Below are 23094 nucleotides of genomic sequence, written 5' to 3' on the forward strand. Positions count from 1 at the left end.
CTCCCTGCGGGGCACGCTGATCCGGCAGCCGATCTCCCCAGCGAATCTAACCACCGCCCGGATTCAGGCGTCGCATGGCACCCACCGTCGTACCCGTTTGAGGTTCGCGGCATTCCGGTGTCACAGTGCTGTGCGTGACGTCGACCGCCTTCGGCCCCTCCGAGCTGCTGCACCTGCTGAGGGCCCGCAACTCATCAGCCGAGGAGTCGCCGGTCACGCACATCGAGAAGTTGCCCGCGCGCGTGGGACGCGCGGCGCCGTGGCCCGGCTGGGCCGCGGCCGACCTAGTCTCGGCCCTGACCGCACACGGCATCAAGTCGCCGTGGGAACACCAGGCCTCGGCGGCGACGCTGGCCCACTCCGGAACGCACGTGGTGATCGCCACCGGCACCGGCTCGGGGAAGTCGCTCGCGTATCAGCTGCCGGCCCTCACCCGGCTGCTGGACGATCCGCGGGCGACGGCGCTCTACGTCTCGCCGACCAAGGCCCTGGCCGCGGATCAGCTGCGGGCGGTGGCCCGGCTGGGCCTGTCCGGGGTGCGCCCGGCCACATACGACGGTGACACCTCACGCGAGGAGCGGGAGTGGATCCGTCAGCACTCCCGGCTGATACTCACAAATCCGGATATGTTGCATCATGCGATGCTTCCAGGGCACGCACGCTGGGCGTCCTTCCTCCGCCGCCTGACGTACGTGGTGATCGACGAGTGCCACGCCTACCGAGGCGTCTTCGGCTCCCATGTGTCCCACGTGATCCGCCGCCTGCGCCGCACCGCGGCCCGCTACGGCGGCTCTCCCACCTTCGTGCTGGCCTCGGCGACCTCGGGCGATCCGGCCGACGCCGCCTCCCGGCTGACCGGCCTGCCGGTGACCGCGGTGACCGAGGACGCCTCACCGCGCGGCGCCATGACCTTCGCCCTGTGGGAGCCACCGCTCCAGCCGGCCGCCTCCCCTTCCCCCGATTTCGACGAGATCGAGCTTCCGCGGGTACGCCGGTCCGCGCTGCGCGAGACCGCCGACCTGCTCACCGACGCCGTCACGGCCGGCACCCGGACGCTGGCCTTCATCCGTTCCCGGCGCGGCGCCGAGGTGGTCGCGACCATCACCCGGCGGCAGCTCGACGAGGCCGTGCCCGGGCTGGGCGACCGGGTGGCCGCCTATCGCGCCGGATATCTGCGCGAGGACCGCCGCCAGATCGAGCGGGCGCTGCTCTCGGGCGAGCTGCTGGCGCTGGCCTCGACCAACGCGCTGGAGCTGGGCGTCGACCTGGTCGGCCTGGACGCCGTGCTGATCTGCGGCTACCCCGGCACGCGGGCGTCGCTGTGGCAGCAGGCGGGCCGCGCCGGCCGCGCGGGCGGGGAGGCCCTGGCCGTGCTGGTCGCCCGCGACGACCCGCTGGACACCTATCTGGTGCACCACCCGTCGGCCCTGTTCGGCCGCCCGGTCGAGGCCACCGTGCTCGACCCCACCAATCCGTACGTCCTGGGCCCGCAACTCTGCTGCGCGGCGTCGGAGGCCCCGCTGACCGAGGCCGACCTGGCCCTGTTCGGCGGCGAGCCGGCCCGCGCCGCGGTGGAGGGCCTGACCGCCTCGGGCGCGCTGCGCCGCCGCCCGTCGGGCTGGTACTGGACCCATCCGGGCCGCCCCGACGTGGACCTGCGCGGCGCCGGCGGCGCCCCGGTCTCGGTGGTGGAGGCCTCCACCGGCCGGCTGCTGGGCACGGTCGACCAGGGTTCGTCGCACATGATGCTGCACACCGGCGCCGTCTATCTGCACCAGGGCGTCAGCTTCGTGGTCGACGACCTCGACCTGGACGACGCGATCGCGCTGGTCCACCAGGAGGAGCCGGACTGGTCGACGCACGCCCGCGACGTGACGGACGTGGCGGTGCTGGGCGTCCGCTCCCGGGTGGACGCCGGCCCGATCAGCCTGTTCCTGGGCGACGTCGAGGTCACCAGCCAGGTGGTCTCCTACCAGCGCCGCCGCGCCGGCTCGGGCGAGGTGATCGACACCAAGCCGCTCGACCTCCCGGTCCGCGACCTGCGCACGGTGGCCGTCTGGTTCACGATCACACCGGAGGCGCTGACCACGGCCGGCGTGGAACCACCGGACGTGCCCGGCGCCCTGCACGCCGCCGAGCACGCCGCGATCGGCCTGCTCCCCCTGATCGCGACATGCGACCGCTGGGACATCGGCGGCCTCTCCACCGCGAACCACGCCGACACGGAAGCACCCACGGTCTTCGTCTACGACGGCCACCCGGGCGGCGCCGGTTTCGCCGAACGCGCCTACGCCACCGCCACCGACTGGCTCAGCGCCACCCGGGAGGCCATCGCCGCCTGCGCCTGCGAGACCGGCTGCCCGTCCTGCGTCCAGTCCCCGAAATGCGGCAACGGCAACAACCCCCTCCACAAGCCCGCCGCCGTCCAGGTCCTCGACGCCGTCCTCACCGCCCTGACCACCACTCCGGCCGAGCTCGCCTGAGAGCAATCAGGCCGGCTCGCCCAGCCCGCCGCACCCAGCCCGCCGCACCCAGCCCGCCGCACCCAGCCCGCCGCGCCAGCCCGCCGCACCCAGCCCGTCACGACCAGCCCGCCCGCACCCGGCTGCGATCAGGGCGGCAACGCCTGGATCGGGCCCGCCCGGGCCGCGGCGTCGGCCGTCCCCACGAAACCGGCCATCGGCGCCACCTCGACCGTCACCCGCACCACGATCTCCAGCCCGGTGACCACGCAGGACGTCATCCGCCCGCCGTTGGCCGCGACGAACCGGCCCGCCCGCGCGCAGGCCACCCCCTCCCCGTAGATCGCCTCCGCCGCCCCGGCCAGCGCACCGAGATCGGCCGCCGTCCGCGCCTGCTGCCGCCCCACCCAGGCTGACCCGACGGCCGCTCCGGCCAGCCCGGCCACCACGAGGCAGAGTCCCACCGCCAGCAGCAAGATCGAAGCGGCTCCTCGATCACGGGCCCTCATCCGGGCCCAGCCACGGCCGACGGCTCGCGCGCGGCCACCGCGGAACCCTCCACCGTGATCACCGTCGGACCGCCGCCCAGCAGGCGGATGGGGGCGCTCACCCGAGCGGTGACCATCTCGCCCTCCCCGCTGATCTGGACGACCGCGCCCGGTGGCCCGGCGCCGGCGCCCGGTCCCGGTTCGCCGCGTGCGGTGGCCAGGGCCGCGTCCCGGGCCACGGCCACGCACTGGGCCTGGGCCGTCACCGCCTTGACGGCCGTCAGGCCGGCCGCCAGCAGCACCATGAGCGCCGGCAGCCCGGCCGCCAGCTCGGCCGTGAACGCCCCGCGATCGCGGCCGGACCGCCGGCGCCGTCTCACTTCAGGGCCCGATCGATGACCGCGCTCACTTCAGGGCCCGATCGATGACCGCGCCGAGCGCCGCCTGCACGTTGCCGCTGGTGACGACCTTGAGCAGGATCCCGGCGAACGCGACGGCGGCCAGCGTGCCGACCGCGTACTCGGCGGTGCTCATCCCGGCGTCCGCGGCCTCGCCCCGCAGCCGGGCGACGTTCGCGATCAGTTTGCGCACGTGGTTCTCCTTCGGTTGTGTTCTCACCATCGATCACCGCGGCCGGCCACCACACATGGCCGGCCACGGAGCCAGAACGAGGACGTCACAGCACGTCCCCGAGGACGGAGGTCATCATCGGGACGAGGCCGGCCAGGAAGAACGCCGGCAGGAAGCACACGCCGAGCGGCAGCACGATCAGGACCGCCGCCCGCTGGCCCCTCGCCTCCACCTCGGCCGCCAGGCCGGCGCGCAGGTCACCGGACAGCCGGGCCAACGCCCCCGCGAGCGCTCCCCCGCTCGCGCTGGAACGGACCGCCGCCGCCACCAGCCGGTGAGCGCCGGCGATGTCGGCCAGGTGGGCCCAGGCCTCGTCCGGCGCCGCGCCCAGCTGCAGCGACCGCGCCGTCCGTCTCAGCCGGACCCCCAACGGGCCGTCGAGGGCGTCGGCCACCGCGGCCACCGCCTGGTCGACCGGTGCGCCCGCCCGCAACGCCGCCGCCAGCAGGTCGGCCCCGAGCGGCAGGTCGGCCGCCGCGGCGAGTCGTTCCCGCCGGACCCCGGCCGGCTCACGCCGCCGGAGAAGCCGCTCGGCCCCCACTCCGGCGACGGCTCCGACCGGCAGCCCCCACCAGCTGCCGACACATCCGGCCACCGCGACCGCGATGCCCGCCGCCGTCGCCACCCGGCCCCACACCGGCGACAGCGGCCGCCGGGCCCGCCGCGGAAACCGCCACCGCCGGGGAAGGCCGACCAGCACCGCGACGGCCGCGGCGATCAACAGAGGCGTCACGACGCCACCGCCGGGGTGAGCAGGTCCGCGTCGTCGAGGTCGAGCCCCGGCCGCGTCTCGCACAGCTCGGCGACCTGGTCGGGCGCCTCGCGCCCGACCAGCGCGGCCACGCAGCACATCCGCGAGGGCATCCGCACCGGGCCGGCCGCGCGCAGGAACGCCGCCAGCTCGCACATCGCCGTCATCGCCCGACCAGCCGTTCCGCCCAGATGAAGCCGGCGCCCTGGAGAAACACCGCCACGAGGGCGCAGGCCCCGCCCAGCGGCGTGTGGAGCAGGACGTACACCGGGTCGGCCCCGATCAGCAGCCCCAGCCCGATGCCACCGACCGGCAGGGCCGCCAGCAGCACCGCCGTCGCCTGCGCCCCGGCGGCCTGCGCGGACGCCGAGGCCGCCGCCCGGTCGGCCGCCCGCGCGTCGGCCTCGATCTGCTCCACCAGATCGGCCGCCGGCGCCCCGGTCCGCTCGGCCAGCCGCCACACCGACGCCGTGAGCTGTGACAGCCGCTCCGCTCCGGGCGACCGGGCCACATTCAGATCGGCCGGCGACAGGCCGGCGCGCAGGTCGGCGGCGAGGGCGGCCAGCAGGTCCAGGGCGGCCGCCCGGGTCGCGGCCGCGCGGCGGCGGGCCGAGCGCCGGATCACGGCCCGGCCGGCCAGCCCGGCGTAGACCGTGGCGACGACCGCCGCCACCGGTCCGCCCGCGATCAGGGCGACCGCCATCGTGCCGCCCACCGCGCACGCCAGCGCCTGTCGCGGCCGGGCCGCCGCGACCGCCACGACCGCCAGCAGCCGCTGTCGCAGGGCACCGGCGGAGATCGCGGGAAGGCGCGGCTCCCCTCGCCAGACGACCGCCAGCGCGGCCGCCGCCACCAGACACGGCCCCCACCAGTTCACGACGGCCCCTGCGGGGGCGAGAGCACCGCCGGGATCCGGACACCGCGCGCCGCCAGCATGCGGGCCAGGGCGGCCGCGCCCGGACCCGGGCCGCGTTGCCGGCGCCAGGCCGGGACCACGGTGGCCATCCGCTGATCGCCGGAGGGCAGCAGGACACTGACCGACTCGAGCACCCGGCCCTGCTCGCCCCGCCGGACCTGGAGCACCACCTGGAGGGCGGCCACCACCTGCGCGTGCAGCGCCGCCCGGGGCAGGCCGCCGAGCAGGCCGAGCGCCTCCAGGCGGGCCGGCACGTCGGCCGGCGCGTTCGCGTGCAGCGTGCCCGCGCCGCCCTCATGGCCCGTGTTGAGGGCGCCGAGCAGGTCGACGATCTCGGCGCCGCGGCATTCCCCGATCACCAGACGGTCGGGGCGCATGCGCAGCGCCTGGCGGACCAGGTCGGTGAGGCCGATCGCGCCCACACCCTCCACGTTGGACGTGCGGGCCTGCAGCGCCACCACGTGCGGGTGCACCGGGCGCAGCTCGGCCGCGTCCTCGACCAGGACGATCCGCTCGGTCGGCGGCACCAGGCCGAGCAGGGTGGCCAGCAGGGTCGTCTTGCCGCTGCCGGTGCCCCCGGTGACCAGGTAGGCCAGGCGGGCCGCCACGATCGCCGCCAGCACCGGGGCCGCCGTCGCCGGGACCGTGCCGTGCTCGACCAGCTCGTCGAGGGTGAACGGCCGCTGCCGGAACGTCCGCAGCGACAGGTACGGCCCGTCGGTGGCGACCGGTGGCAGCACCGCGTGCAGCCGGGTGCCGTCGGGCAGGCGGGCGTCCGCGTAGGGCCGCCCGTCGTCGAGCCGGCGCCCGCAGGCCGCCGCCAGCCGTTGCGCGAGCCGGCGCACCTCGTCGTGATCGCCCATCGGCACCGGGACCCGGCACAGGCCGTCGCCGCGGTCGACCCAGACCTCGAGCCCGTTGACCAGGATGTCGGTCACCGCCGGGTCGTCGAGCAGCGGCGCCAGCGGGCCCGCGCCGACGAGCTGGTCGCGCACCCGGTCGGCGAGCCGCAGCACGGCTGTGTCGCCCAGCACCGCCGCCGACGGCTCTCGCCGCACCGCCCGCACCACGGCGGCCGGAGTGGCTTCGACACCTTCCATCGCGAACCGGTGGCGCACCCGCCCGGCCACCGCGGGCGCGGAGCCGTACGCCGTCATGCCGCCTCCAGAAGCTCGCCGACCAGCCGCCGGCACAACCCGGCCAGCTCGCCCCCGGTCTCGCCGGGCGCCATCCCGCGCTCCAGGGCCTGGCACATCGCCGGATCGGGCCGCAGCGTCCCGGCCAGCGGCAACCTCAGCGACGAGGCCACGTCACGCGGTTTGAGCCGTCCCGGGGCCGGGCCGCGGACCACCACCGACAGCTCGTCGCGGTGGGTCAGCACCATCTGGGCGACCCGGGTCGCCGCGGCCACCGCCCGCAGCTCGGCCGGGACGATCAGCAGCGCCCGGTCGGCGGTCTCGAGCGCGAGCACCCCGGCGTCGTCGAGCCGCCGGGGCAGGTCGGCCACGATCACGTCGCGGGCCCGGCGCGCGGCGTCGATGGTCGCCGCCATCGCCGGCGCGGGCACGACCGGCGAGTCGTGCCGGGCGAACGACAGCAGCACCAGCTCGCCCCGGTGCGGCAGCGCGCCGATCAGCGCCGGCGGATCGACCCGGCCCTCCGTCTCGGTGAGCGCGGACCAGCGCAGGCCGTCGACGTGTTCCCAGCCGAGCAGCAGGTCGAGACCGCCGCCGAGCGGATCGCCGTCGATCAGCAGGGTGCGGTGACCGGCCCCGGCGGCGGTGACGGCGAGACCGCTCGACAGGATGCTGGCGCCGGCGCCGCCGCGACCGCCGATCACGGCCAGGACCCGCCCCACCGGCTGGTCGCGCTGCTCGGCGAAGCGGTCGACCACCCACGCCTCGGCGGTCGGCAGCTCGATGATGTGCTCCGCCCCGGACTGCTGGGCGAGCCGGTCGAGCGCGGGCGACAGCTCGCCCCGATAGACGACGGCGACCCGTGAGCGGCGCGGTAATCGGGCCCGGCCGATCGCGCGGAGCTGGTCGGCCCCGAGCATGACCAGCGGGGCACGGCCATATCGGGAACGGGCGGCCACCGGGTCGGGCGCCACGTCGACCTGGGTGCCTCCGGCGGCGGCGAGCCGGAGCAGGTCATCGAGCAGATCGGGGTCGGCGGTGACGACGAGAGGCAGGCGAGGTGCGGACATGGCGCCCACCGTCGCGAAGCCCGATACGCCTCGGCAACGGGGCCTGTGGACAGCCGGAGCGCCTGTGGATATCAGCCGGACACGGCGCTGATCTGCTACGGACGGATTACCGCCGAGGGGTGGAGCACGGCCCGGTTGGGTATGTTGTTCCGAACACGGAGGGGTTGGCATGGAGAGCTCGTTCCAGCGCACACTCGCCGACGACGGCGGGGCCACGATCGTCGTCGTGGGTGAGGTCGACTTCTCAAACTCCGGCGAGCTGGCCGACTGTGTGCGCGCCGCGGTCGCCGAGTGGTCGCCCCCGACCGTGCGGATCGACCTCGCGGCGGCGAGTTTCATCGACTCCAGCGGCCTCGGCGCCCTGATCGAAGGCTTCCGGGCGGCCGGCGAGGTCGACGCGGCCTTCGTCGTGGTCAATCCGTCGCCGTCGTTCCGGCGCGTCCTCGACGTCACCGGACTGTGCGATTTCTTCGGCTTGAGCACCGAGAACGAAACGGCCGATCAGGCCCGCGCCACCGGCGCATAGGGAACGACCCCCGTCGGGGGAGACGGGGGCCGTCCGAGGATTCGGCTCCGGGGGGGTCGAGCCGAATCGCTCGGTGATTACGGGGGGCGTAATCACCGAGGGCTTGAGTGAAATGGGCGCGACCGTAACAACATGAATCCCGATCGCAACAGCACAAGCATGCCTCACGGACGCAGCGCAGTCGAGTACTGATTGTGTCCGAGTGGGATATGCCTGCCCGTCTGACCGTTTTCACAGCGCGTCACCATCGGTGGGTCGCCGCGCCGGGGGCCACGGAGGTCGGCGCGATACGGCTACACTTGCCGCCCGTGGGCCTCAGTGCCGCGTTTTTCGACCTCGACAAGACCGTCATCGCCAAGTCCAGCGCGCTGGCCTTCGGACGGCCTTTCTACCGTGATGGCCTGATCAGCCGCCGTGACGTCGTCAAATCCGCTTACGCACAGCTCATGTTCCGGCTGGGCGGCGGCTCCGACGAGCAGACCATGAGCCGCACGCGTGACTACCTCGCGGCGCTCTCCAAGGGCTGGCGCGTCGAGCAGTTGCAGCAGATCGTGGCCGAGACGCTCGAGGAGCTCATCAACCCTTACGTCTACGCCGAGGCGGCGACGCTGATCGCCGAGCATCAGGCGGCCGGCCGCGACGTCGTGCTGGTCTCCGCGTCGGGCGACGAGATGGTCCGCCCGATCGGCGCGCTGCTGGGCATCACCGACGTCATCGCGACCCGCATGAGCATCGTCGACGGCCGCTACAGCGGCGAGGTCGAGTTCTACGCGGCCGGTCCGAGCAAGGTCGTCGGCATCCGTGAGCTGGCCGCCGAGCGCGGCTACGACCTGGCCGAGTGCTACGCCTACTCCGACTCGGTCACCGACCTGCCGATGCTCGAGGCGGTCGGCCACCCCAGCGCCGTCAACCCCGATCGCGCCCTGCGCCGCGCCGCCGTCGAGAACGCCTGGCCCATCCTCGAGTTCCGCCATCCCATCCCCCTGAGCAGGCGTCTGCGCGACCGTCCGGCCGTCCCGGTCGCCGCCGCGCTGAGCGTCGGCGTCGGCGTCGGCATCGGCCTCGCGATCTACGCACGCCATCGCCGCACCAAAGCTCTGGCCTGACGTCAACTTCGAAAATTCCGGCGGTACGGAGTCGCGCGGCCCCCGCTCGCCGAAACCACCGCCATCCCCGCCGACCCGGCACGACAGGGCCGCTTATCGCGGCTCGCTCTCCGCGCCCGGCCGCCGGGCTGTCCCGGCTCTCACCCTCCGACGGCATCGGGCGCAAGGTCAATGACCAGCGCGAATGCCTTCGGTCTGAGTAATCTCGCGCGGCGACTTAAGGGACCTGAAACCCTGGCGATCAAGCCGCGACGGGCGTAGAAAGAACTGGCGAGGTTCGAAGCAGAAAGCCCGGCTCAGCCGGAATTTCCGTAGTCCGGATCTCGTGCACGGCCACCGGGAACCCACGCGCGATCAGCCACGGCAGGCACGTTGCGGCGGGACCTGGGCCACCGGGCTCCCACAGTGGACCCGCGAGGCTCTGGACCGTCGACAACGACCCAGGTGCACGCTTGATAACCCGGTCCGGACGCGCAAAGCCGGCGCCCCATGAGGGACGCCGGCTCTATTTCTGCCTTCTTTAAGCGTGAGTGGCGAACCGGCCGGTCGTCTGCAAGGAGGGTGAGTTGCACCCAGCCGGAACGACGAAGCGGGGGCTCACCGACGATGCGTACTAAATGGGGTTTCTCGCCTCTAGATGTCTGTTGCGCAGTTCGTGATAGACGGCCTTGAAGAGTTTGGGGCGCGAGTGGAAGTCGACGCCCTGCGCCCAGAGCTCGGTGTTGACCGTGGAGCCGTCCGAACGCTCGATGAGGACCGTCAGGCCGCTCTCGATCTCCCACGGCCCGAGCTTGTGTGTGGCCTTGTGCAGGCGCACGTGGGCGATCTCGGCCCAGCTCATCGTGTGTGATCGCAGCAGGCCGCGGATGCGCAGGCCGGCCGGGCCGACGTAGGCGCCCATCTGCAGGATGCGGTAGGAGCCGAGCACCCAGACGGCGGCCAGGACGCCGGCGAGCACGCGGATGCCGTGGCCGCTGAGATCGAACTGGCGGACGGTGGTCCAGCCGAGCAGCGCCAGCGCGACGATCTCCCAGCCGATCACCAGCCAACGTCCCGTGCCCGGCGTGTAAGGGCGCTCCCAGGTCGTCTCCACGCGTGCGAGTATTCCAGCGGAATTGTCATGATCCGGCGGAGTCGGAAAAGACTGACCGATCAGACGGAGGCCAGCACCCCATCGCCGATGCGGGTGATCTCGTCGGCGGCCTCCGTGACCGCTGCGGCGTAGTGACGCAGCCACGAACGGACACCGTCGGGGGTCCCGGTCGCGTAGGCGCCGGCGGAACCGACGTATTCGGGCTCGCGGTTGTGGTGACCGATCTCGACGGCGACCAGGCCGCGCGGATCGAAGCCGCGGTTGATCAGCGTGAGGTGGGCGGCGGCGCGGGCGACGACCCCGGCCGGGCCGGCGAACGGGCGCAGCGTGATCAGCTCGGCGTGGACGATCGCGGCCAGCAGCAGCGGCGGGGTCTTGTCGTTGCCGGCCACCAGCCCGGAGAGCGCGTCGACGCGGTCGGCGGCGCCCGTGAGGCGGCCGAGGTCGGCGGCCGGGACGGCGCCGCGCGCGGCGAGCACATGCAGCTTGGCCAGCACCTGGCGGGGCGCGCGGGGCCAGAGGTCGACGAGGCCACCCAGGCTCTCGGCGACGCGCAGGGCGCCCTGGACCACCGGATCGGTGACCGTGCCGCCGCGGACCTCGTCGAGGTCGTAGGCGCTGCCCTCCAGAGCCGCGCTGGCCACGGCGCCGCGCAGGCTGGCCTCGGCCGCCACCTGACCGCCGTGCCGGCGCAGCGCGCGGTGACGCATGGCGGCGTCGACGCGGTCACGCGCCTCGGTCAGGGCGGGAGTGACGTCGGCCAGGTCGAGCAGCGGGGCAAGTGGATCCACCGCGTAAGAGTATCGAAACGTGGGCTGCACAAATGGGCGCGGAACTGGCAAGATTCGCGCAGGACCGATCAAGGATCGGTCATCCAGCGCGCCCATGATGCCACCCGGCGCGCTGGGTGACGCAACCCTCGCCGGTCCCATCAGGCCTGACTAATGTGCAACCAAGAAGCCCCGGCCAGCAGTGAAGAGGAGCCGCCCTCATGAGCGAGACATTGGCGAACCTGTCATCGGAGACGCGGCAGTTCCCGCCGCCGGAGCAGGTGGCCGCCGACGCCAACGTCAAGGCCGCGGCCTACGAGGAGGCCGCCGCCGACCGGCTCGCCTTCTGGGCCACCCAGGCCGACCGCCTCGCCTGGGCCAAGAAGTGGGACCAGGTGCTCGACTGGTCCAACCCGCCGTTCGCCAAGTGGTTCGTGGGCGGCGAGCTGAACATCGCCTACAACTGCGTCGACCGGCACGTCGAGGCCGGAAACGGTGACAAGGTCGCCATCCACTGGGAGGGCGAGCCCGGCGACACCCGCACGATCACCTACGCCGACCTGCTCAAGCTGGTCAGCCAGGCCGCGAACACGCTGACCGGCCTCGGCGTGGGCGCCGGCGACCGGGTCGCGATCTACATGCCGATGATCCCCGAGGCCGCGGTCGCGATGCTGGCCTGCGCCCGCATCGGCGCGACGCACAGCGTGGTCTTCGGCGGCTTCTCGGTCGACGCGCTCTCCACCCGCATCAAGGACGCCGACGCGAAACTCGTGATCACCGCGGACGGCGGATATCGGCGGGGCAAGCCCTCGGCGCTCAAGCCGACCGTCGACGAGGCCGTCGCACAGTGCCCCAGCATCGAGAACGTGCTGGTCGTGCGCCGCACCGGCCAGGAGGTCGCCTGGACCGACAAGGACAAGTGGTGGCACGAGACGGTCGAGCAGGCCAGCCCGGAGCACAAGGCGCAGGCGTTCGACTCCGAGCACCCGCTCTTCATCCTCTACACGTCGGGCACGACCGGTAAGCCGAAGGGCATCCTGCACACCACCGGCGGCTATCTGACCCAGACGTCGTGGACGCACCACGCGGTCTTCGACCTCAAGCCGGAGACCGACGTCTACTGGTGCACGGCCGACATCGGTTGGGTGACCGGCCACTCCTACATCGTCTACGGCCCGCTCTCCAACGGCGCGACCCAGGTCATGTACGAGGGCACGCCGGACACCCCGGGCCGCGACCGGTTCTGGCAGATCGTCGACAAGTACAAGGTGTCGATCCTCTACACCGCGCCCACCCTCATCCGCACGATGATGAAGTGGGGCGACGACATCCCGGCCGGCTACGACCTGTCGTCGCTGCGCATCCTGGGCAGCGTCGGCGAGCCGATCAACCCCGAGGCCTGGATGTGGTACCGCAAGAACATCGGCCACGACAAGACCCCGGTCGTCGACACCTGGTGGCAGACCGAGACCGGCGGCGTGATGATCTCGCCGCTGCCCGGCGTGACCGCGACCAAGCCCGGCTCGGCCATGACCGCCCTGCCCGGCATCACGGCCGACGTCGTCGACGACCAGGCCCAGTCGGTGCCGAACGGTGGCGGCGGCTTCCTGGTGCTGCGCGACCCGTGGCCGTCGATGCTGCGCACGATCTGGGGCGACGACAAGCGGTTCATCGACACGTACTGGTCCCGCTTCGGCGCCGGCTCCGGGTCCGGCTCCTCCGATGAATGGATCTACTTCGCCGGCGACGGCGCCAAGAAGGACGACGACGGCGCGATCTGGCTGCTGGGCCGGGTCGACGACGTCATGCTGATCTCGGGCCACAACATCTCGACCACCGAGGTCGAGTCGGCCCTGGTGTCGCATCCGTCGGTGGCCGAGGCGGCGGTGGTCGGCGCGACCGACCCGACGACCGGCCAGGCGATCGTGGCGTTCGTGATCCCGCGGGGCAATGTGGACACCGCGGGCGACGCGGGCGAGCAGCTCAACGTCGACCTGCGCAACCACGTGGCCAAGACGCTCGGCCCGATCGCCAAGCCGCGGCAGATCATGCTCGTGCCCGAGCTTCCGAAGACCCGCTCCGGCAAGATCATGCGCCGTCTGCTCAAGGACGTGGCCGAGCACCGCTCGCTGGGTGACGTCACCACGCTCCAGGACTCCGCGGTGATGGACCTGATCTCGTCGGGCATGAAGAGCACCAAGTCCGAGGACTGACCGTTTCCGATACGCTGTGGCGCCGCGGCCCTGAAGGGCCGCGGCGTTGTGGTCACGGGGGTTTCATGGTCAAGGTCATTGGGGGTACGGCGGTAGCGCTGTCCCTCGGCATATTGGCGCTGGGCGGATGTTCGAGCGATTCCCCGCGGCCCGCCGCGGCCGCCGCTCCGGCGCCCGTGGCCGCCGGGCAGAGCGCCGCTCCGGTCGCCACTTCGCCTTCCCCTTATTCACCAGCGGGTCCGGGTGCCGCCACCGTGCCCGCTTCGCCGAATTCGCCGAATTCGCCGGTTTCGCCGGTTTCGGCGGCCTCCTCGGCCGCGCCGCAGCCGACCCCGAGCCGGCCGGCCGGGGTGCACGTGCCCAACGTCGGGGGCATCCAGCCGGGCTGGGTGAACGGCACGGTCACCGGCGTCTCCGGCTCCTGCCTGACCGTCAAGGACGACCAGGGCGTCACCTGGAGCCTCTACTCGGCCGGCCCCGTTCCGGTCACCGCGGGCACCGCGATCCGCGCCCGCGTCAACCCGGGACCGACGAAAATCAACTGCGGCAAGGGCCAGCCCGGCACGCTCGTACGGGCCATGGTCGCAGCCGGCTGACGCGACCGCCTACCCTGGAGGTCATGGGCGGTCGGGTGGACGAGTCGTGCGTGCTGGTGGACGGCCCGTGGACACATCGCTTCGTCGGCGCCAACGGCAGCCGGTTCCACGTCGTCGAGGCCGGCACCGGCCCGCTCGTCCTGTTCCTGCACGGCTTCCCGGAGTATTGGTGGGCCTGGCACGACATCCTGCCCCGGGTCGCCGACGCCGGCTTCCGGGCGGTGGCCATGGACCTGCGCGGCTACGGCGCCAGTGACAAACCGCCGCGAGGCTACGACGGATACACCATGGCGGCCGACGTCACCGGCACGATCCGGGCCCTGGGCGAGCGCAACGCGACGATCGTGGGCGCCGGCGCCGGCGGCATGATCGCCTGGGCCGCCGCCGCGTTCCACCCCAAACTGGTCAACCGCCTGGTCGTGCTCGGCGCGGCCCACCCGCTGCGGTTGCGGGCGGCGCTGTTCGCCGACCCGCGCGGCCAGTTCTCGGCCTCCACGTCGGCGCTGCGCTTCCAGGTGCCGCGCTACGAACACGTGCTCACCCGCGACGACGCGGCCATGGTGGGCGAGCTGATGACCCGCTGGACCAGTCCGCGGTGGCGGGAGACGCCCGAGTTCGACGAATACGTGCGCCGGTGCCGCGAGGCCATGCAGATCCCGCAGGCGGCGTTCTGCGCCCTCGAGGCGTACCGGTGGGTCTTCCGCAGCGCGATCCGGCTCCAGGGCTACCGTTTCGTGAAGCTGATGCAGAAACCACTGGTGACGCCGACCCTGCAGCTGCACGGCGAACTGGACACGGCCACCCTGCCGCGCACGGCCCAGGGCTCGGGGCGATACGTGATCGCGCCGTACGAATGGCGCCTGATCCCCGACGCCGGCCACTTCCTGCACCAGGAGGCGACCGACATGGTCACCGGCGAGATCCTCCGCTGGGCGAAGACCAGTTAGATCCGCTGCTCGTGCAGCTCCGAGACCTCGTGTATCGGAGCCCACCCCTGGTAGACGCCGAAGTCGAACTCCTCGAGGCCGAGCTGGCGGGCGATCGGGGCGCGGCCGCCGGCATACTCCACCCGAAGCCATGAATCGGTCTCGGCCAGCACGATGAACGGGGCCCCGCGCCACGAACAGGTCGTCCGCACGTAGACCATCTCTTCGTACTCGTTCGGGCTCAGCACCCGCACGTACCGGCCGGGTCGGACCTCCTCGAAGCCGTCGGCCGGCTCGGCGCGGTAGATCCGGACGTTGTCGCCGTCCGGAACCGCGTCGTATTCCTGCCCCTGCCAGGTGGCCACGTAGCCGTCGCGCATCACTGCTCACCCACCCGGCGCCAGAGCGGTCCGTCGTTGTCGAAGATAGCCACCATGCGCTCGCTGCCGTCGGCGTCGATCCGCCACAGCTGCGAGCCGTGCGGCAGCCGGACACTGTCCACCTTGAACTCGGCGATGACGTCACGGCCCTCGCCGGGCGCGAAACCGTTGCCACGGAACGGCGGCCGCTCGATCACCCAGCCGTCCATGGCGCGCAGCGCCTGCTCGTTCTGGCCGCCGTAGGGGATCCGGTAGAGGCTCGGCCGATAGGCGGGCCAGCGCAGGACGTACGCCTCCTTGGCGTCCGCCTGGTGCTGCGAGCCGTCGTAGCTCAGTCCCAAAGCTCCGAAGAGCTCGCCGGGCGTGCGCAGATGCTCCACCTCGGTGGCGCGGTGCACGAAACCGGCGACCCGGTCGTAGCCGCGCTCCAGGTAGTAGTCGACCTGGTCGGGCGGGAGCGTCTTCTGCATGACGGTCGCGTGCTGGGCGTCGTCGCTGGCCGGTTCGGGCGCGGGCACCGGAACGGCGGTGTCGTCGATGACCGGCGCGTCCGGGTCGTTGCCCAGTCCGGCCTCGGCGGCCCAGTTGGCCAGCGCGATGACCTGCGGTCCGGGATATTTCGCGCCGATCGGGCTGTTCGGGTTGACCGCGAACGACCAGCCCGGGTCGGGCCAGTTGCGGATCAGCTCGTAGAACCGGACGCCGACCGTGCGCGTGGGCTGGGCGTAGTGCTCGGCCAGCCGGTCCTTGCTCGTGAAGACGATGAGGAAGGCCTCGCCGTCCATCTGCTCGGTGCGGAAGGCGAAACCGGACTCGCCGGGTGAGCTGCCCGGACGGGAGTGGTCGGCCACCGGGACGAGCACGGTGGCGAGCAGCAGGGTGGAGAGGAAGGCGTCGGTGCTGCCACCACCGGCGGCGTCGAAAAGCTCCCGCTCGACATCGTTCGCCGGAACGAAAGGATCGACCCGAGCGGGCTCACGAACGTCGAGCGGCGGGTGGCCACCGGGACGAGCCGGCCGGTCGCTGCCCGGCGAGCCGGGAATGACCGGCGGGGCCAGACCGGGGCGCTCGGCGGGAGCTTCGGCCCGGGCAGCGTCGGACCGCGTCTGGAAGGCGGGGAACGACGTCATGGAGGCCGGCGGGCCGGCCGAGGGCGACGTGGCCTGCCGACGGGGCAGCGGGGTGCCGAAGCCACGGCCGGGCTCGCTGTTGCTGCCCGGCTGGTCACCGAGGCCGCCCTGCTGAACCGAGGGGCTGGTCTGCGCGGCGGCGGCCTGCGGGGAGGCCGGGCCCTGAGGGAAGCCACCGCGCTCGTCGGCGGGAGGCGTGGCGGAACGGCGGGGCAGACCACCGGCCGGGGTGGCCACGGTGGGCTGGGCCCAGCCGGGGTCGAAGGTGCTCTCGGCGGGGTCGCTGGGCACGAAGTGCTCGGGCACCGGCGGGGTGTTGGCACCGGGGCTGCGGACCGGGAGAGGGGCGTTCGGGTCCTGGAGGTCGCTCGGAGGGGCCGAGCGACGGCTGCCGAGGGCGCCGAAGGCACCACCGAGGGTGGGCGTGGAGGGCGGCCCGGAGGCGGGGATGCCCGAGGCGGGGATGCCCGAAGCGGGGATGCTCGACGACGGAATGCCGGAAGCGGGGATGCCGGAAGCGGGGATGCCGGAAGCCGGGATGCCCGAAGCGGGAACGCTCGACGCCGGGATGCTCGAGGACGGGATGCTCGAGGTCGGCGTCATCGGGATGGACGGCGGCTGGTAGGCGGACGGAACCGCGGGCGGCGGAGCCATCGGCGGGACGAGCGGGGCCGCGCTGGCGGGCCCGGCCGGCGTCGCGGGGGTGGCCGGGGCCGGCGTGCGGGCGGGCAGGCCGCTGGGCAGCACGCTGCCGGGGCTGCGGATCGGCAGACCGCCGGGACCGATCGGCTCGGACTTCGAGGGCTCGGCGGTCGACGGCTGGGCCGCACCTGGCTGCTGGCCGGGCGATCGGACGAAGGCGGCCGACTGACCGCCGTACGTTCCCGGTCCGCTCACCGGCGGCGCGCTGATGGGCACGGCACTCGCCGGAGCACCAGCGGCCGGGCTGACAGGCCGGCCGTAGGCGGGTGGAGCGCTCGCCGCGGGCTGACCGTACGCGGGGGCAGCCGGGCCAGCACTCGCACCGGGCTGGCCATACGCGGGCGCGGCCGGGCTGCCGGGCTGACCGTATGCAGGCGCCGCCGGGCTGCCGGGCTGACCGCGCACGGGAAGGACGGGACTGCCGGGCCGCTCGTATCCGGGGGCGGCCGGGCTGCCGGGCCGCTCGTATCCGGGGGCGGCCGGGCTGCCGGGCCGCTCGTATCCGGGCGCGGCCGGGCTGCCGGGCTGGCCGTATGCGGGTGGCGTGCTCGTCGAAGGGCCGGCCGGCTGGCCGAGCGCGGGCGGGGCGCCGGCACTGCCGCCGTACGGCTGGCCGTAGGGCGTCTGCCCGTACGCCGGGGCCGCTCCCGCGGCCTGGCCGTAAGCGGCGGGCGCGCTGGGCGCCTGCTGTCCGTATGCGGGCGGCTGCGCCTCATATGCCGGCGAATCGCTCACGGGCTGGCCGTAGGGCGTGTTCCCCTCGCCGTAGGCCGCGCTGGCCGCCTGGCCGTACGCGCTGGGCGCGGCGACCGGCGAACCCGGATATTGCGGGTAGGCCGCCGTCGCCGGCACCGCTGAGGGCGCGTCGGTGGTCGGCCCGCCCGGACGGGCGGTCTCCTCCTGGCGGGCGACGGCCGCGTTGGCCGCCAGCGCCGCCGCCTGAAGGTCCTGCATCTTGGCCGACGCCGGGGTCGCCTCGCGGCCCGGGCCGCGGGTGGGCAACCTCAGATCGCCCCGGGAGAGCTGCGCGACGAACCACGCCGGCAGATATCCCTCGATCGGCAGACCGGGGTTGACCGCGAGCCACCACTCGAGGTTGGGCCAGGTGTTGGCGAGCTCCTGATACGGAACACGCCGGGCCGAACCCGTGTAGTCGGCCAGGCACGCCTGCAGCGCGGCGGTCGATGTGAAGGCCAGCACATGGGTGCGCCCACCTGTGCTCCAGGTGCCCCAGCCGAGCGGCGCGAGGCCCGCGAGGGCATCGGCCGACACCGGCAACAGCAGGTCAACCCTGGAGAGAATGCGGAAGTACGACTCCTGGTCGTCGGTGCGCAACGCATCGCGCATCGCGACCTCGGCGTCCGTAGCCGGCTCCCACTCGGACACGTCCACCTCTCCCCACGCGCGACGAGGCCATCTCAACGCGTACAACCTACAAGGTCAGGCCGCGATCACAATGGGCGGCAGTACGCGGAGTAGTAAAGCAGGTGTACGACGCCCTCGGTACGCGCTAGGTAGGTCTTCCTAGCGCCTTGATCAGTAGCTGGCAGCGATCAGCCAACAACCGATCGTAGCGTCACCGGACTTTTCGGCCAGTACGCGTTCGGGGGACACCAAGGCCCGCAAGAACGGACTAAACGGAACGGCCGGCGCAGTCGCTGTCGACTGCCCGGCCGTCTCAGGCGGGACCGGCGCTCACTGGAAGCGCTGGGTCGCCGTCTTCTCGGTGTGGATGTAGTCGTCCACCGACTGGTCGACGGCCACCTTGATGTTCTGAAGGATGTTCTGGAGGTCGGCCGAAGCGGCGCGCCAGGTGGCCTGCCTCTGGGCGTACGCCTCCTTGGCCTCACCCTCCCAGCTGGCGACCAGCGGAGCGGCGTCGCTCTCGAGCTGGTCGAGCCGGGACTGAAGCGTGCTGATCGCCTTCTGGATGTCGGCGCTCGCGTTCTGAAGGGCGCCGAAGTTGACGAGCAGGACTCCGTCGTTGGGCATGTCTTCTCTCCCCGTCAGAGCGGCAGCTGGAAGCTGCCACCGGAGTTGGCCACCCGGCTCTGGGCCTCGGTGTCGGAGGCGTCGTAGCCGACACCCGACACCTTGATCGAATCGGCGGTCTGCGCGAGTGCACCGTTGAGCTTCTTGAGGTCTTCCGCGTACTGCACTTTGACCTGCTCGAACGCGGCCGCGCCGAGTCCCTTCCACGCGCTGCTCAGCACGGAAAGCTCGGACATGAGCGTGCTCAGCATCTGCTGGAGCCCCGCGTTCACGTCGTCGAAGTTCGCGGCGGTCTTCGCCATCACCGCGGATTCTGCCTGCGTCTGGGCCACCCCGGACGTCACCCCGCTCTCTCGTTCGGTTCGCCGATCGCCGGGATCCGTAATGGACGGACGGTGATCATCGTCCTCGACGTATCGACGGTGGCCACCAGGCTAACCCCCGTACACAAGCCGTACGGGGCGCGCCGTGAGCGGCCGACTACTCTTCAGGTACGTCGCCGACCGTAGCGAAGTCCGTCAAGACGGGAAAGCTGGAAATCGGAACCTGTGGATAACTTTCGCACTGTCCACAGGGCGCCCCGAGGATGGGCCGCAGCCCCTACGATGGGCCCGCACAAGCAAGAACGCGGCGCGAAGGGCGGTGTGCGATGACGGTCGGCGTGGCGGGTGACCGCGACTACCGCGACCTCAGCGGCCCGGCCCGGCAGTCACCCAAGGTCAGCATGAGGCCGGTCCGTGGTGGACGGTTGTTCGGCGTCCGGGCCGGCCAGATCGTCGCCACCCAGGTGGCCGCGGTGGCCGTCGTGATCGGTGTGCTGAGCGGGCCGATCGGCATCGTGGCCGGCGCCGCCGTCGCCCTGCTCGTCCTCGCGGTGACGTGGCTGCGGCTGCGCCGGCGCTGGCTCTTCGAGTGGTTCGGCTTGATGCTGCGCTACGGCGGCCGCCGCCATGCGGCGGTGGTCGACACCCCGGCCGCGCTGCTCGAGTTCGTCGCGCCCGGCGCGCGCGTGGAGCAGACCGACCTGGCCGGCGACCCGGCGGCGATCATCGTCGACGGCCGCGGCCTGACCGCCGTGCTCGAGCTGGGCGACCCGGCCGGACTGCTCGCCGAGGAGTCGGCGACGCTGCCCTCCCCCGCCTCGCTGCTGCCCTCGGCCGAGGCCGAGCTGCCGCCTGTGCTCATCCAGTTGCTGCTGACCGGCGCGCCGGCCCCGTCGCTGCGGGCCGGGGCCGGCACCCCGGCGAACTCCTACCGTCAGCTCACCGAGGGCCGCCTGCTCGGGCACAGCCGCGCGCTGCTCGCGGTCCGGGTGCTGCGGGCCGAGGGCTGGTCCCCCGACGAGCTGCACCGTTCGCTCTCGGGCCTGGTGCGCAAGCTCGTCCGGCGCATGTCGGCGGTGCCGGCCAAGCCGCTCGGCGAGGCCGCGGCGATGCGGGTCATCGCCGAGCTGGCCCACGACGACGGCATAGGCCCGGCCGAGGAGACATGGCCGGGGCTCCGGGTGGGCGGAATGGCGCAGAGCACCTTCCGGCTGCGCCGGTGGCCCGATCCGCGCGTCGAGACGTCCCGGCGCCTGGTGTCCCGGCTGCTCACCCTGCCGGCCTCGGCGACCACGGTGTCGCTGACGGCCGGCCCGCGCCCGGCGCACGGCCCCACGCCGCTCGACCTCACGGTCCGGCTCGCGGCCCCCGACGCCAACGCGCTGGGCGCCGCCACACAGGCCCTGCACAAGCTGGTGTCGGCCGAGCAGGCGAGCGTGCGCCGGCTCGACGGCGAGCAGCTGTCCGGCCTGTCGGCGACCCTCCCGCTGGGCGGCTCACCGGCCGCGGTGCCCGGCCTGCCACCCGACGGCCTCCAGCCGGCCGAGCAGCTCGAGGGCTTCGATCTCCCGGTCGGCACGGCCGGCCTGATGCTGGGCCGCAACCGCCACGGCAACCCGGTGGTCACCCGCCTGTTCCGCCCCGAGCAGACCCGGGCCCTGCTGATCGGCGGCGTCCGCTGCGCCCAGCTCGTAGTTCTGCGGGCGATGGCCCTGGGCGCCCGCGTCATGGTCCAGACCGCCCGCCCACGCGCTTGGGAGCCTTTCGTGCGAGGCGCCGCCGTCCCCGGCGAGTCGATCGCGGTGGTGCCACCCGGCCGCCCGGTCGAGATCGCCCCCGGCTCCGCCCTCCAGCCCCTGCTGGTGGTCGTGGACATCGGCCCCGTCGGCTCCGACTCCCGCCCCGGCGCCGGTTGGCAGGCCACCTTGGTGGTCCGAGACGAGTTCTCAGCAGCCGACGTAGACGTGGCCTCCCGAGCCGACCTCCTGATCCTCCAGCCCTTACGCCCCGAGGAGGCCACCTTGATAGGCGGCGCCCTGGGCTTGGGCGAGGTAGCCCAGTGGATGACCAGAATCCGCCCCGACATGGTCGGCGTAGTGAACCGCCGAGCAGTCCGCTGGGCAGCCTTGGCCCACACCCCCATCGAAACGCAACTGATAGGCCCTCCAGGCCGCTAACTCACCCACACCCCTCAGCCAGCCTCATCACCGCACTTCACCCCGGCCCCCATCGCCCCACTCCACCCGGCCCAATCGCCACGTCCCACCCCGGCCCCATTTCCAGGCGCCCACCCGCCGCGTTTCCACGGCTACCCAAGGCCTGTTCCGTGCCCACCCCGACGCGTTGCCACAACCCCAGCCCACCCGTGCCACGCCACCGCAATGCCGCCTCTCAGCCCACCCCGTGCCACGCCACCGCAATGCCGCCTCTCAGCCCACCCCGTGCCACGCCACCGCAATGCCGCCTCTCAGCCCACCTCGCGCCACGCCACGGCGATGCCGCTCCTCCGCGCCCGCCGGTGCCACGCCACTCCACGCCACCGCGGTGCCGCCCCTCCGCCCACCCCGCGCCACGCCCTTTGTCCGCAATCACGCCCAGGCCCGCCCCACAACACGCCCTGCTCACGATCCAGCCCAGCCCGGCCGCGCAACCACGCCCAGGCCAGCCCACAACCACGCCCCAGGCCAGCCCGCAACCACGCGCCAGCCCGCAACCACGCGCCAGCCTGCGACTACGCCCCGGGCCCAGCTCGCGACCACGCCCGCGCCTTTCGCCGTTTGCTCGCGGCTGCTGTGGGACGCCTGGATTCTGGGCTCGCGGGCGGGCTGTAACGGTCGATATGTGGTGATCTTCGGGAACGACATCGACAAGATCGGTGTGTGGTGTCGTGCCTGGTGGCGGGGGCGTGGCACGATTCCGGGCCATGGGCCTCATCATCCGGCTTTTGATCACCGCGTTCTCGCTGTGGCTGGCGACCGTGCTGATCGACGGCATCGAGCTGACGACCGACTCCACGTCTCAGAAGATCGTGACGCTGCTGGTTGTGGCGGTCATCTTTGGTGTGATCAACGCGGTTCTGCGGCCGATCATCAAGATCGTGGGCTGTGGGCTGTACGTGCTCACGCTCGGCCTGATCGCGCTGGTCGTGAACGGGCTGCTGTTCCTGCTGACCAGCTGGATCGCCGGGCAGTTCGACCTGCCGTTCCACGTCGACAACTTCTGGCCGAGCGCGGTGCTGGGCGCCCTGCTGGTCGGCGTCGTGAGCTGGCTCCTCAACATGCTCGTCCCCGACGGCGACGACTGACCCGAACCGGCCCCGCCATCGGACCAGCCGCGCCAGCGGATCGGCCGCGGCAGCGGATCGGGATTCCGGTGGCGGGCCGGCAAGATCCACGTTTGACTCGCAGGCGTGTTGCGTGCGAGCCGTGATGACGGATACGAGTTGAGCTCCGAGCGGGAGCGGATCGACCTCCCGCTGGTGCACCGGTGGCTGTCGACCGACGCCTACTGGGCCATGGGCCGGTCGCTCGAACAGATGCGGGCGGCCCTCGACGGATCCGACGCCTTCGGGATCTACCTCGGCGATGTGCAGGTGGCCGTCGCCCGCGTGGTCAGCGACGGGACCGTCTTCGCCTATCTGTGCGACGTCTATGTCGATTCGGCCCATCGGGGACGCGGCCTCGGCGGCTGGCTCGTCGGAAGCCTCCGCGACCACTACGCGGGGCTCGGGCTCAAGCGCTTCCTCCTGACCACCCGCGACGCTCAGCCGGTCTACGCCGCTCAGGGTTTCGTCGAGGTCGAGCCCGGCCGCTGGATGGCTTGCGATCTTCAGGCCGTACGGGCGGCGTCCACCGCCTGAGACCTCGGCCATATGCAAGGACCGC

General features: G+C 72.8%; 23 protein-coding genes. 9 read left to right on the forward strand and 14 right to left on the reverse strand.

The window, feature by feature from the left end; genetic code table 11:
• Positions 1–134 precede the first annotated feature (134 nt).
• Positions 135–2483, forward strand: coding sequence for a DEAD/DEAH box helicase (locus tag ACFY36_RS26780; protein ID WP_499748667.1), 2349 nt, complete (start codon positions 135–137; stop codon positions 2481–2483).
• A gap of 128 nt (positions 2484–2611) precedes the next feature.
• Here the strand turns inward: ACFY36_RS26780 and ACFY36_RS26785 are convergent, their stop codons facing one another.
• The 8 genes from ACFY36_RS26785 to ssd form a co-directional block, all read right to left on the reverse strand.
• The gene (locus tag ACFY36_RS26785; protein ID WP_499748668.1) at positions 2612–2971 is read right to left on the reverse strand and encodes an Rv3654c family TadE-like protein; all 360 of its coding nucleotides are present in this window, start codon (positions 2969–2971) and stop codon (positions 2612–2614) included.
• Positions 2968–3330 (reverse strand): TadE family type IV pilus minor pilin, encoded by a 363-nt coding sequence (locus ACFY36_RS26790; RefSeq protein WP_499748669.1) that lies wholly within the window; start codon positions 3328–3330, stop codon positions 2968–2970. Before ACFY36_RS26790 ends, ACFY36_RS26785 begins: the two co-directional genes overlap by 4 nt.
• Positions 3331–3355: 25 nt before the next feature.
• On the reverse strand, positions 3356–3532 hold the full coding sequence (locus ACFY36_RS26795) for a DUF4244 domain-containing protein (protein WP_499748797.1): 177 nt from the start codon (positions 3530–3532) through the stop codon (positions 3356–3358).
• A 94-nt stretch (positions 3533–3626) separates the two neighbouring features.
• On the reverse strand, positions 3627–4217 hold the full coding sequence (locus tag ACFY36_RS26800; protein ID WP_499748798.1) for a type II secretion system F family protein: 591 nt from the start codon (positions 4215–4217) through the stop codon (positions 3627–3629).
• 92 nt (positions 4218–4309) lie between these two features.
• Positions 4310–4498 (reverse strand): hypothetical protein, encoded by a 189-nt coding sequence (locus ACFY36_RS26805; protein WP_499748670.1) that lies wholly within the window; start codon positions 4496–4498, stop codon positions 4310–4312.
• The gene (locus tag ACFY36_RS26810; protein WP_499748671.1) at positions 4495–5208 is read right to left on the reverse strand and encodes a hypothetical protein; all 714 of its coding nucleotides are present in this window, start codon (positions 5206–5208) and stop codon (positions 4495–4497) included. The genes ACFY36_RS26805 and ACFY36_RS26810 overlap by 4 nt, the downstream gene beginning before the upstream one ends.
• A complete protein-coding gene (locus tag ACFY36_RS26815) occupies positions 5205–6404 on the reverse strand; it encodes a TadA family conjugal transfer-associated ATPase (protein WP_499748672.1) in 1200 nt (399 codons plus the stop codon). The genes ACFY36_RS26810 and ACFY36_RS26815 overlap by 4 nt, the downstream gene beginning before the upstream one ends.
• Positions 6401–7453, reverse strand: a complete 1053-nt coding sequence (ssd, locus tag ACFY36_RS26820) for a septum site-determining protein Ssd (RefSeq protein ID WP_499748673.1) — start codon at positions 7451–7453, stop codon at positions 6401–6403. The genes ACFY36_RS26815 and ssd overlap by 4 nt, the downstream gene beginning before the upstream one ends.
• A gap of 169 nt (positions 7454–7622) precedes the next feature.
• Here ssd and ACFY36_RS26825 point away from each other — a divergent pair, with 169 nt between their 5' ends.
• On the forward strand, positions 7623–7979 hold the full coding sequence (locus tag ACFY36_RS26825) for an STAS domain-containing protein (protein ID WP_499748674.1): 357 nt from the start codon (positions 7623–7625) through the stop codon (positions 7977–7979).
• 308 nt (positions 7980–8287) lie between these two features.
• Positions 8288–9085, forward strand: coding sequence for an HAD family hydrolase (locus ACFY36_RS26830; protein ID WP_499748675.1), 798 nt, complete (start codon positions 8288–8290; stop codon positions 9083–9085).
• A gap of 613 nt (positions 9086–9698) precedes the next feature.
• Here ACFY36_RS26830 and ACFY36_RS26835 read toward each other — a convergent pair.
• Both ACFY36_RS26835 and ACFY36_RS26840 read right to left on the reverse strand, forming a co-directional pair.
• Positions 9699–10178, reverse strand: a complete 480-nt coding sequence (locus ACFY36_RS26835; protein WP_499748676.1) for a PH domain-containing protein — start codon at positions 10176–10178, stop codon at positions 9699–9701.
• A gap of 59 nt (positions 10179–10237) precedes the next feature.
• A complete protein-coding gene (locus ACFY36_RS26840) occupies positions 10238–10969 on the reverse strand; it encodes a Fic family protein (RefSeq protein ID WP_499748677.1) in 732 nt (243 codons plus the stop codon).
• Positions 10970–11169: 200 nt separating this feature from the next.
• Between ACFY36_RS26840 and acs the strand changes: the two genes are divergently transcribed.
• The 3 genes from acs to ACFY36_RS26855 all read left to right on the forward strand — a co-directional run bounded on the left by acs (position 11170) and on the right by ACFY36_RS26855 (position 14704).
• On the forward strand, positions 11170–13161 hold the full coding sequence (acs, locus tag ACFY36_RS26845; RefSeq protein ID WP_499748678.1) for an acetate--CoA ligase: 1992 nt from the start codon (positions 11170–11172) through the stop codon (positions 13159–13161).
• A 356-nt stretch (positions 13162–13517) separates the two neighbouring features.
• Positions 13518–13757, forward strand: a complete 240-nt coding sequence (locus ACFY36_RS26850) for a hypothetical protein (protein ID WP_499748679.1) — start codon at positions 13518–13520, stop codon at positions 13755–13757.
• A gap of 23 nt (positions 13758–13780) precedes the next feature.
• Positions 13781–14704 carry an alpha/beta fold hydrolase gene (locus ACFY36_RS26855; protein WP_499748680.1) on the forward strand — a complete coding sequence of 308 codons (924 nt, stop codon included), beginning with the start codon at positions 13781–13783 and terminating at the stop codon, positions 14702–14704.
• Here ACFY36_RS26855 and ACFY36_RS26860 read toward each other — a convergent pair.
• The 4 genes from ACFY36_RS26860 to ACFY36_RS26875 form a co-directional block, all read right to left on the reverse strand.
• Positions 14701–15066 (reverse strand): UCP033725 family protein, encoded by a 366-nt coding sequence (locus tag ACFY36_RS26860; RefSeq protein WP_499748681.1) that lies wholly within the window; start codon positions 15064–15066, stop codon positions 14701–14703. The two genes, ACFY36_RS26855 and ACFY36_RS26860, sit on opposite strands and share 4 nt — an antisense overlap.
• Positions 15063–18281, reverse strand: a complete 3219-nt coding sequence (locus ACFY36_RS26865; protein ID WP_499748682.1) for an SseB family protein — start codon at positions 18279–18281, stop codon at positions 15063–15065. Before ACFY36_RS26865 ends, ACFY36_RS26860 begins: the two co-directional genes overlap by 4 nt.
• A 309-nt stretch (positions 18282–18590) precedes the next feature.
• Positions 18591–18887 (reverse strand): WXG100 family type VII secretion target, encoded by a 297-nt coding sequence (locus tag ACFY36_RS26870; protein ID WP_499748683.1) that lies wholly within the window; start codon positions 18885–18887, stop codon positions 18591–18593.
• A gap of 14 nt (positions 18888–18901) precedes the next feature.
• A complete protein-coding gene (locus tag ACFY36_RS26875) occupies positions 18902–19231 on the reverse strand; it encodes a WXG100 family type VII secretion target (protein WP_499748684.1) in 330 nt (109 codons plus the stop codon).
• A gap of 305 nt (positions 19232–19536) precedes the next feature.
• Between ACFY36_RS26875 and eccE the strand changes: the two genes are divergently transcribed.
• The 3 genes from eccE (at position 19537) to ACFY36_RS26890 (ending at position 23069) form a co-directional block, all read left to right on the forward strand.
• Positions 19537–21387, forward strand: coding sequence for a type VII secretion protein EccE (gene eccE / locus ACFY36_RS26880; RefSeq protein WP_499748685.1), 1851 nt, complete (start codon positions 19537–19539; stop codon positions 21385–21387).
• A gap of 746 nt (positions 21388–22133) precedes the next feature.
• Positions 22134–22514 (forward strand): phage holin family protein, encoded by a 381-nt coding sequence (locus ACFY36_RS26885; RefSeq protein WP_097327882.1) that lies wholly within the window; start codon positions 22134–22136, stop codon positions 22512–22514.
• Between the two features lie 138 nt (positions 22515–22652).
• Positions 22653–23069, forward strand: coding sequence for a GNAT family N-acetyltransferase (locus ACFY36_RS26890; protein ID WP_499748686.1), 417 nt, complete (start codon positions 22653–22655; stop codon positions 23067–23069).
• The last annotated feature ends 25 nt before the right edge of the window (positions 23070–23094 follow it).

This window comes from Actinoplanes sp. NPDC000266, assembly GCF_042899005.1.
In the GTDB taxonomy this organism is placed as follows: domain Bacteria; phylum Actinomycetota; class Actinomycetes; order Mycobacteriales; family Micromonosporaceae; genus Actinoplanes.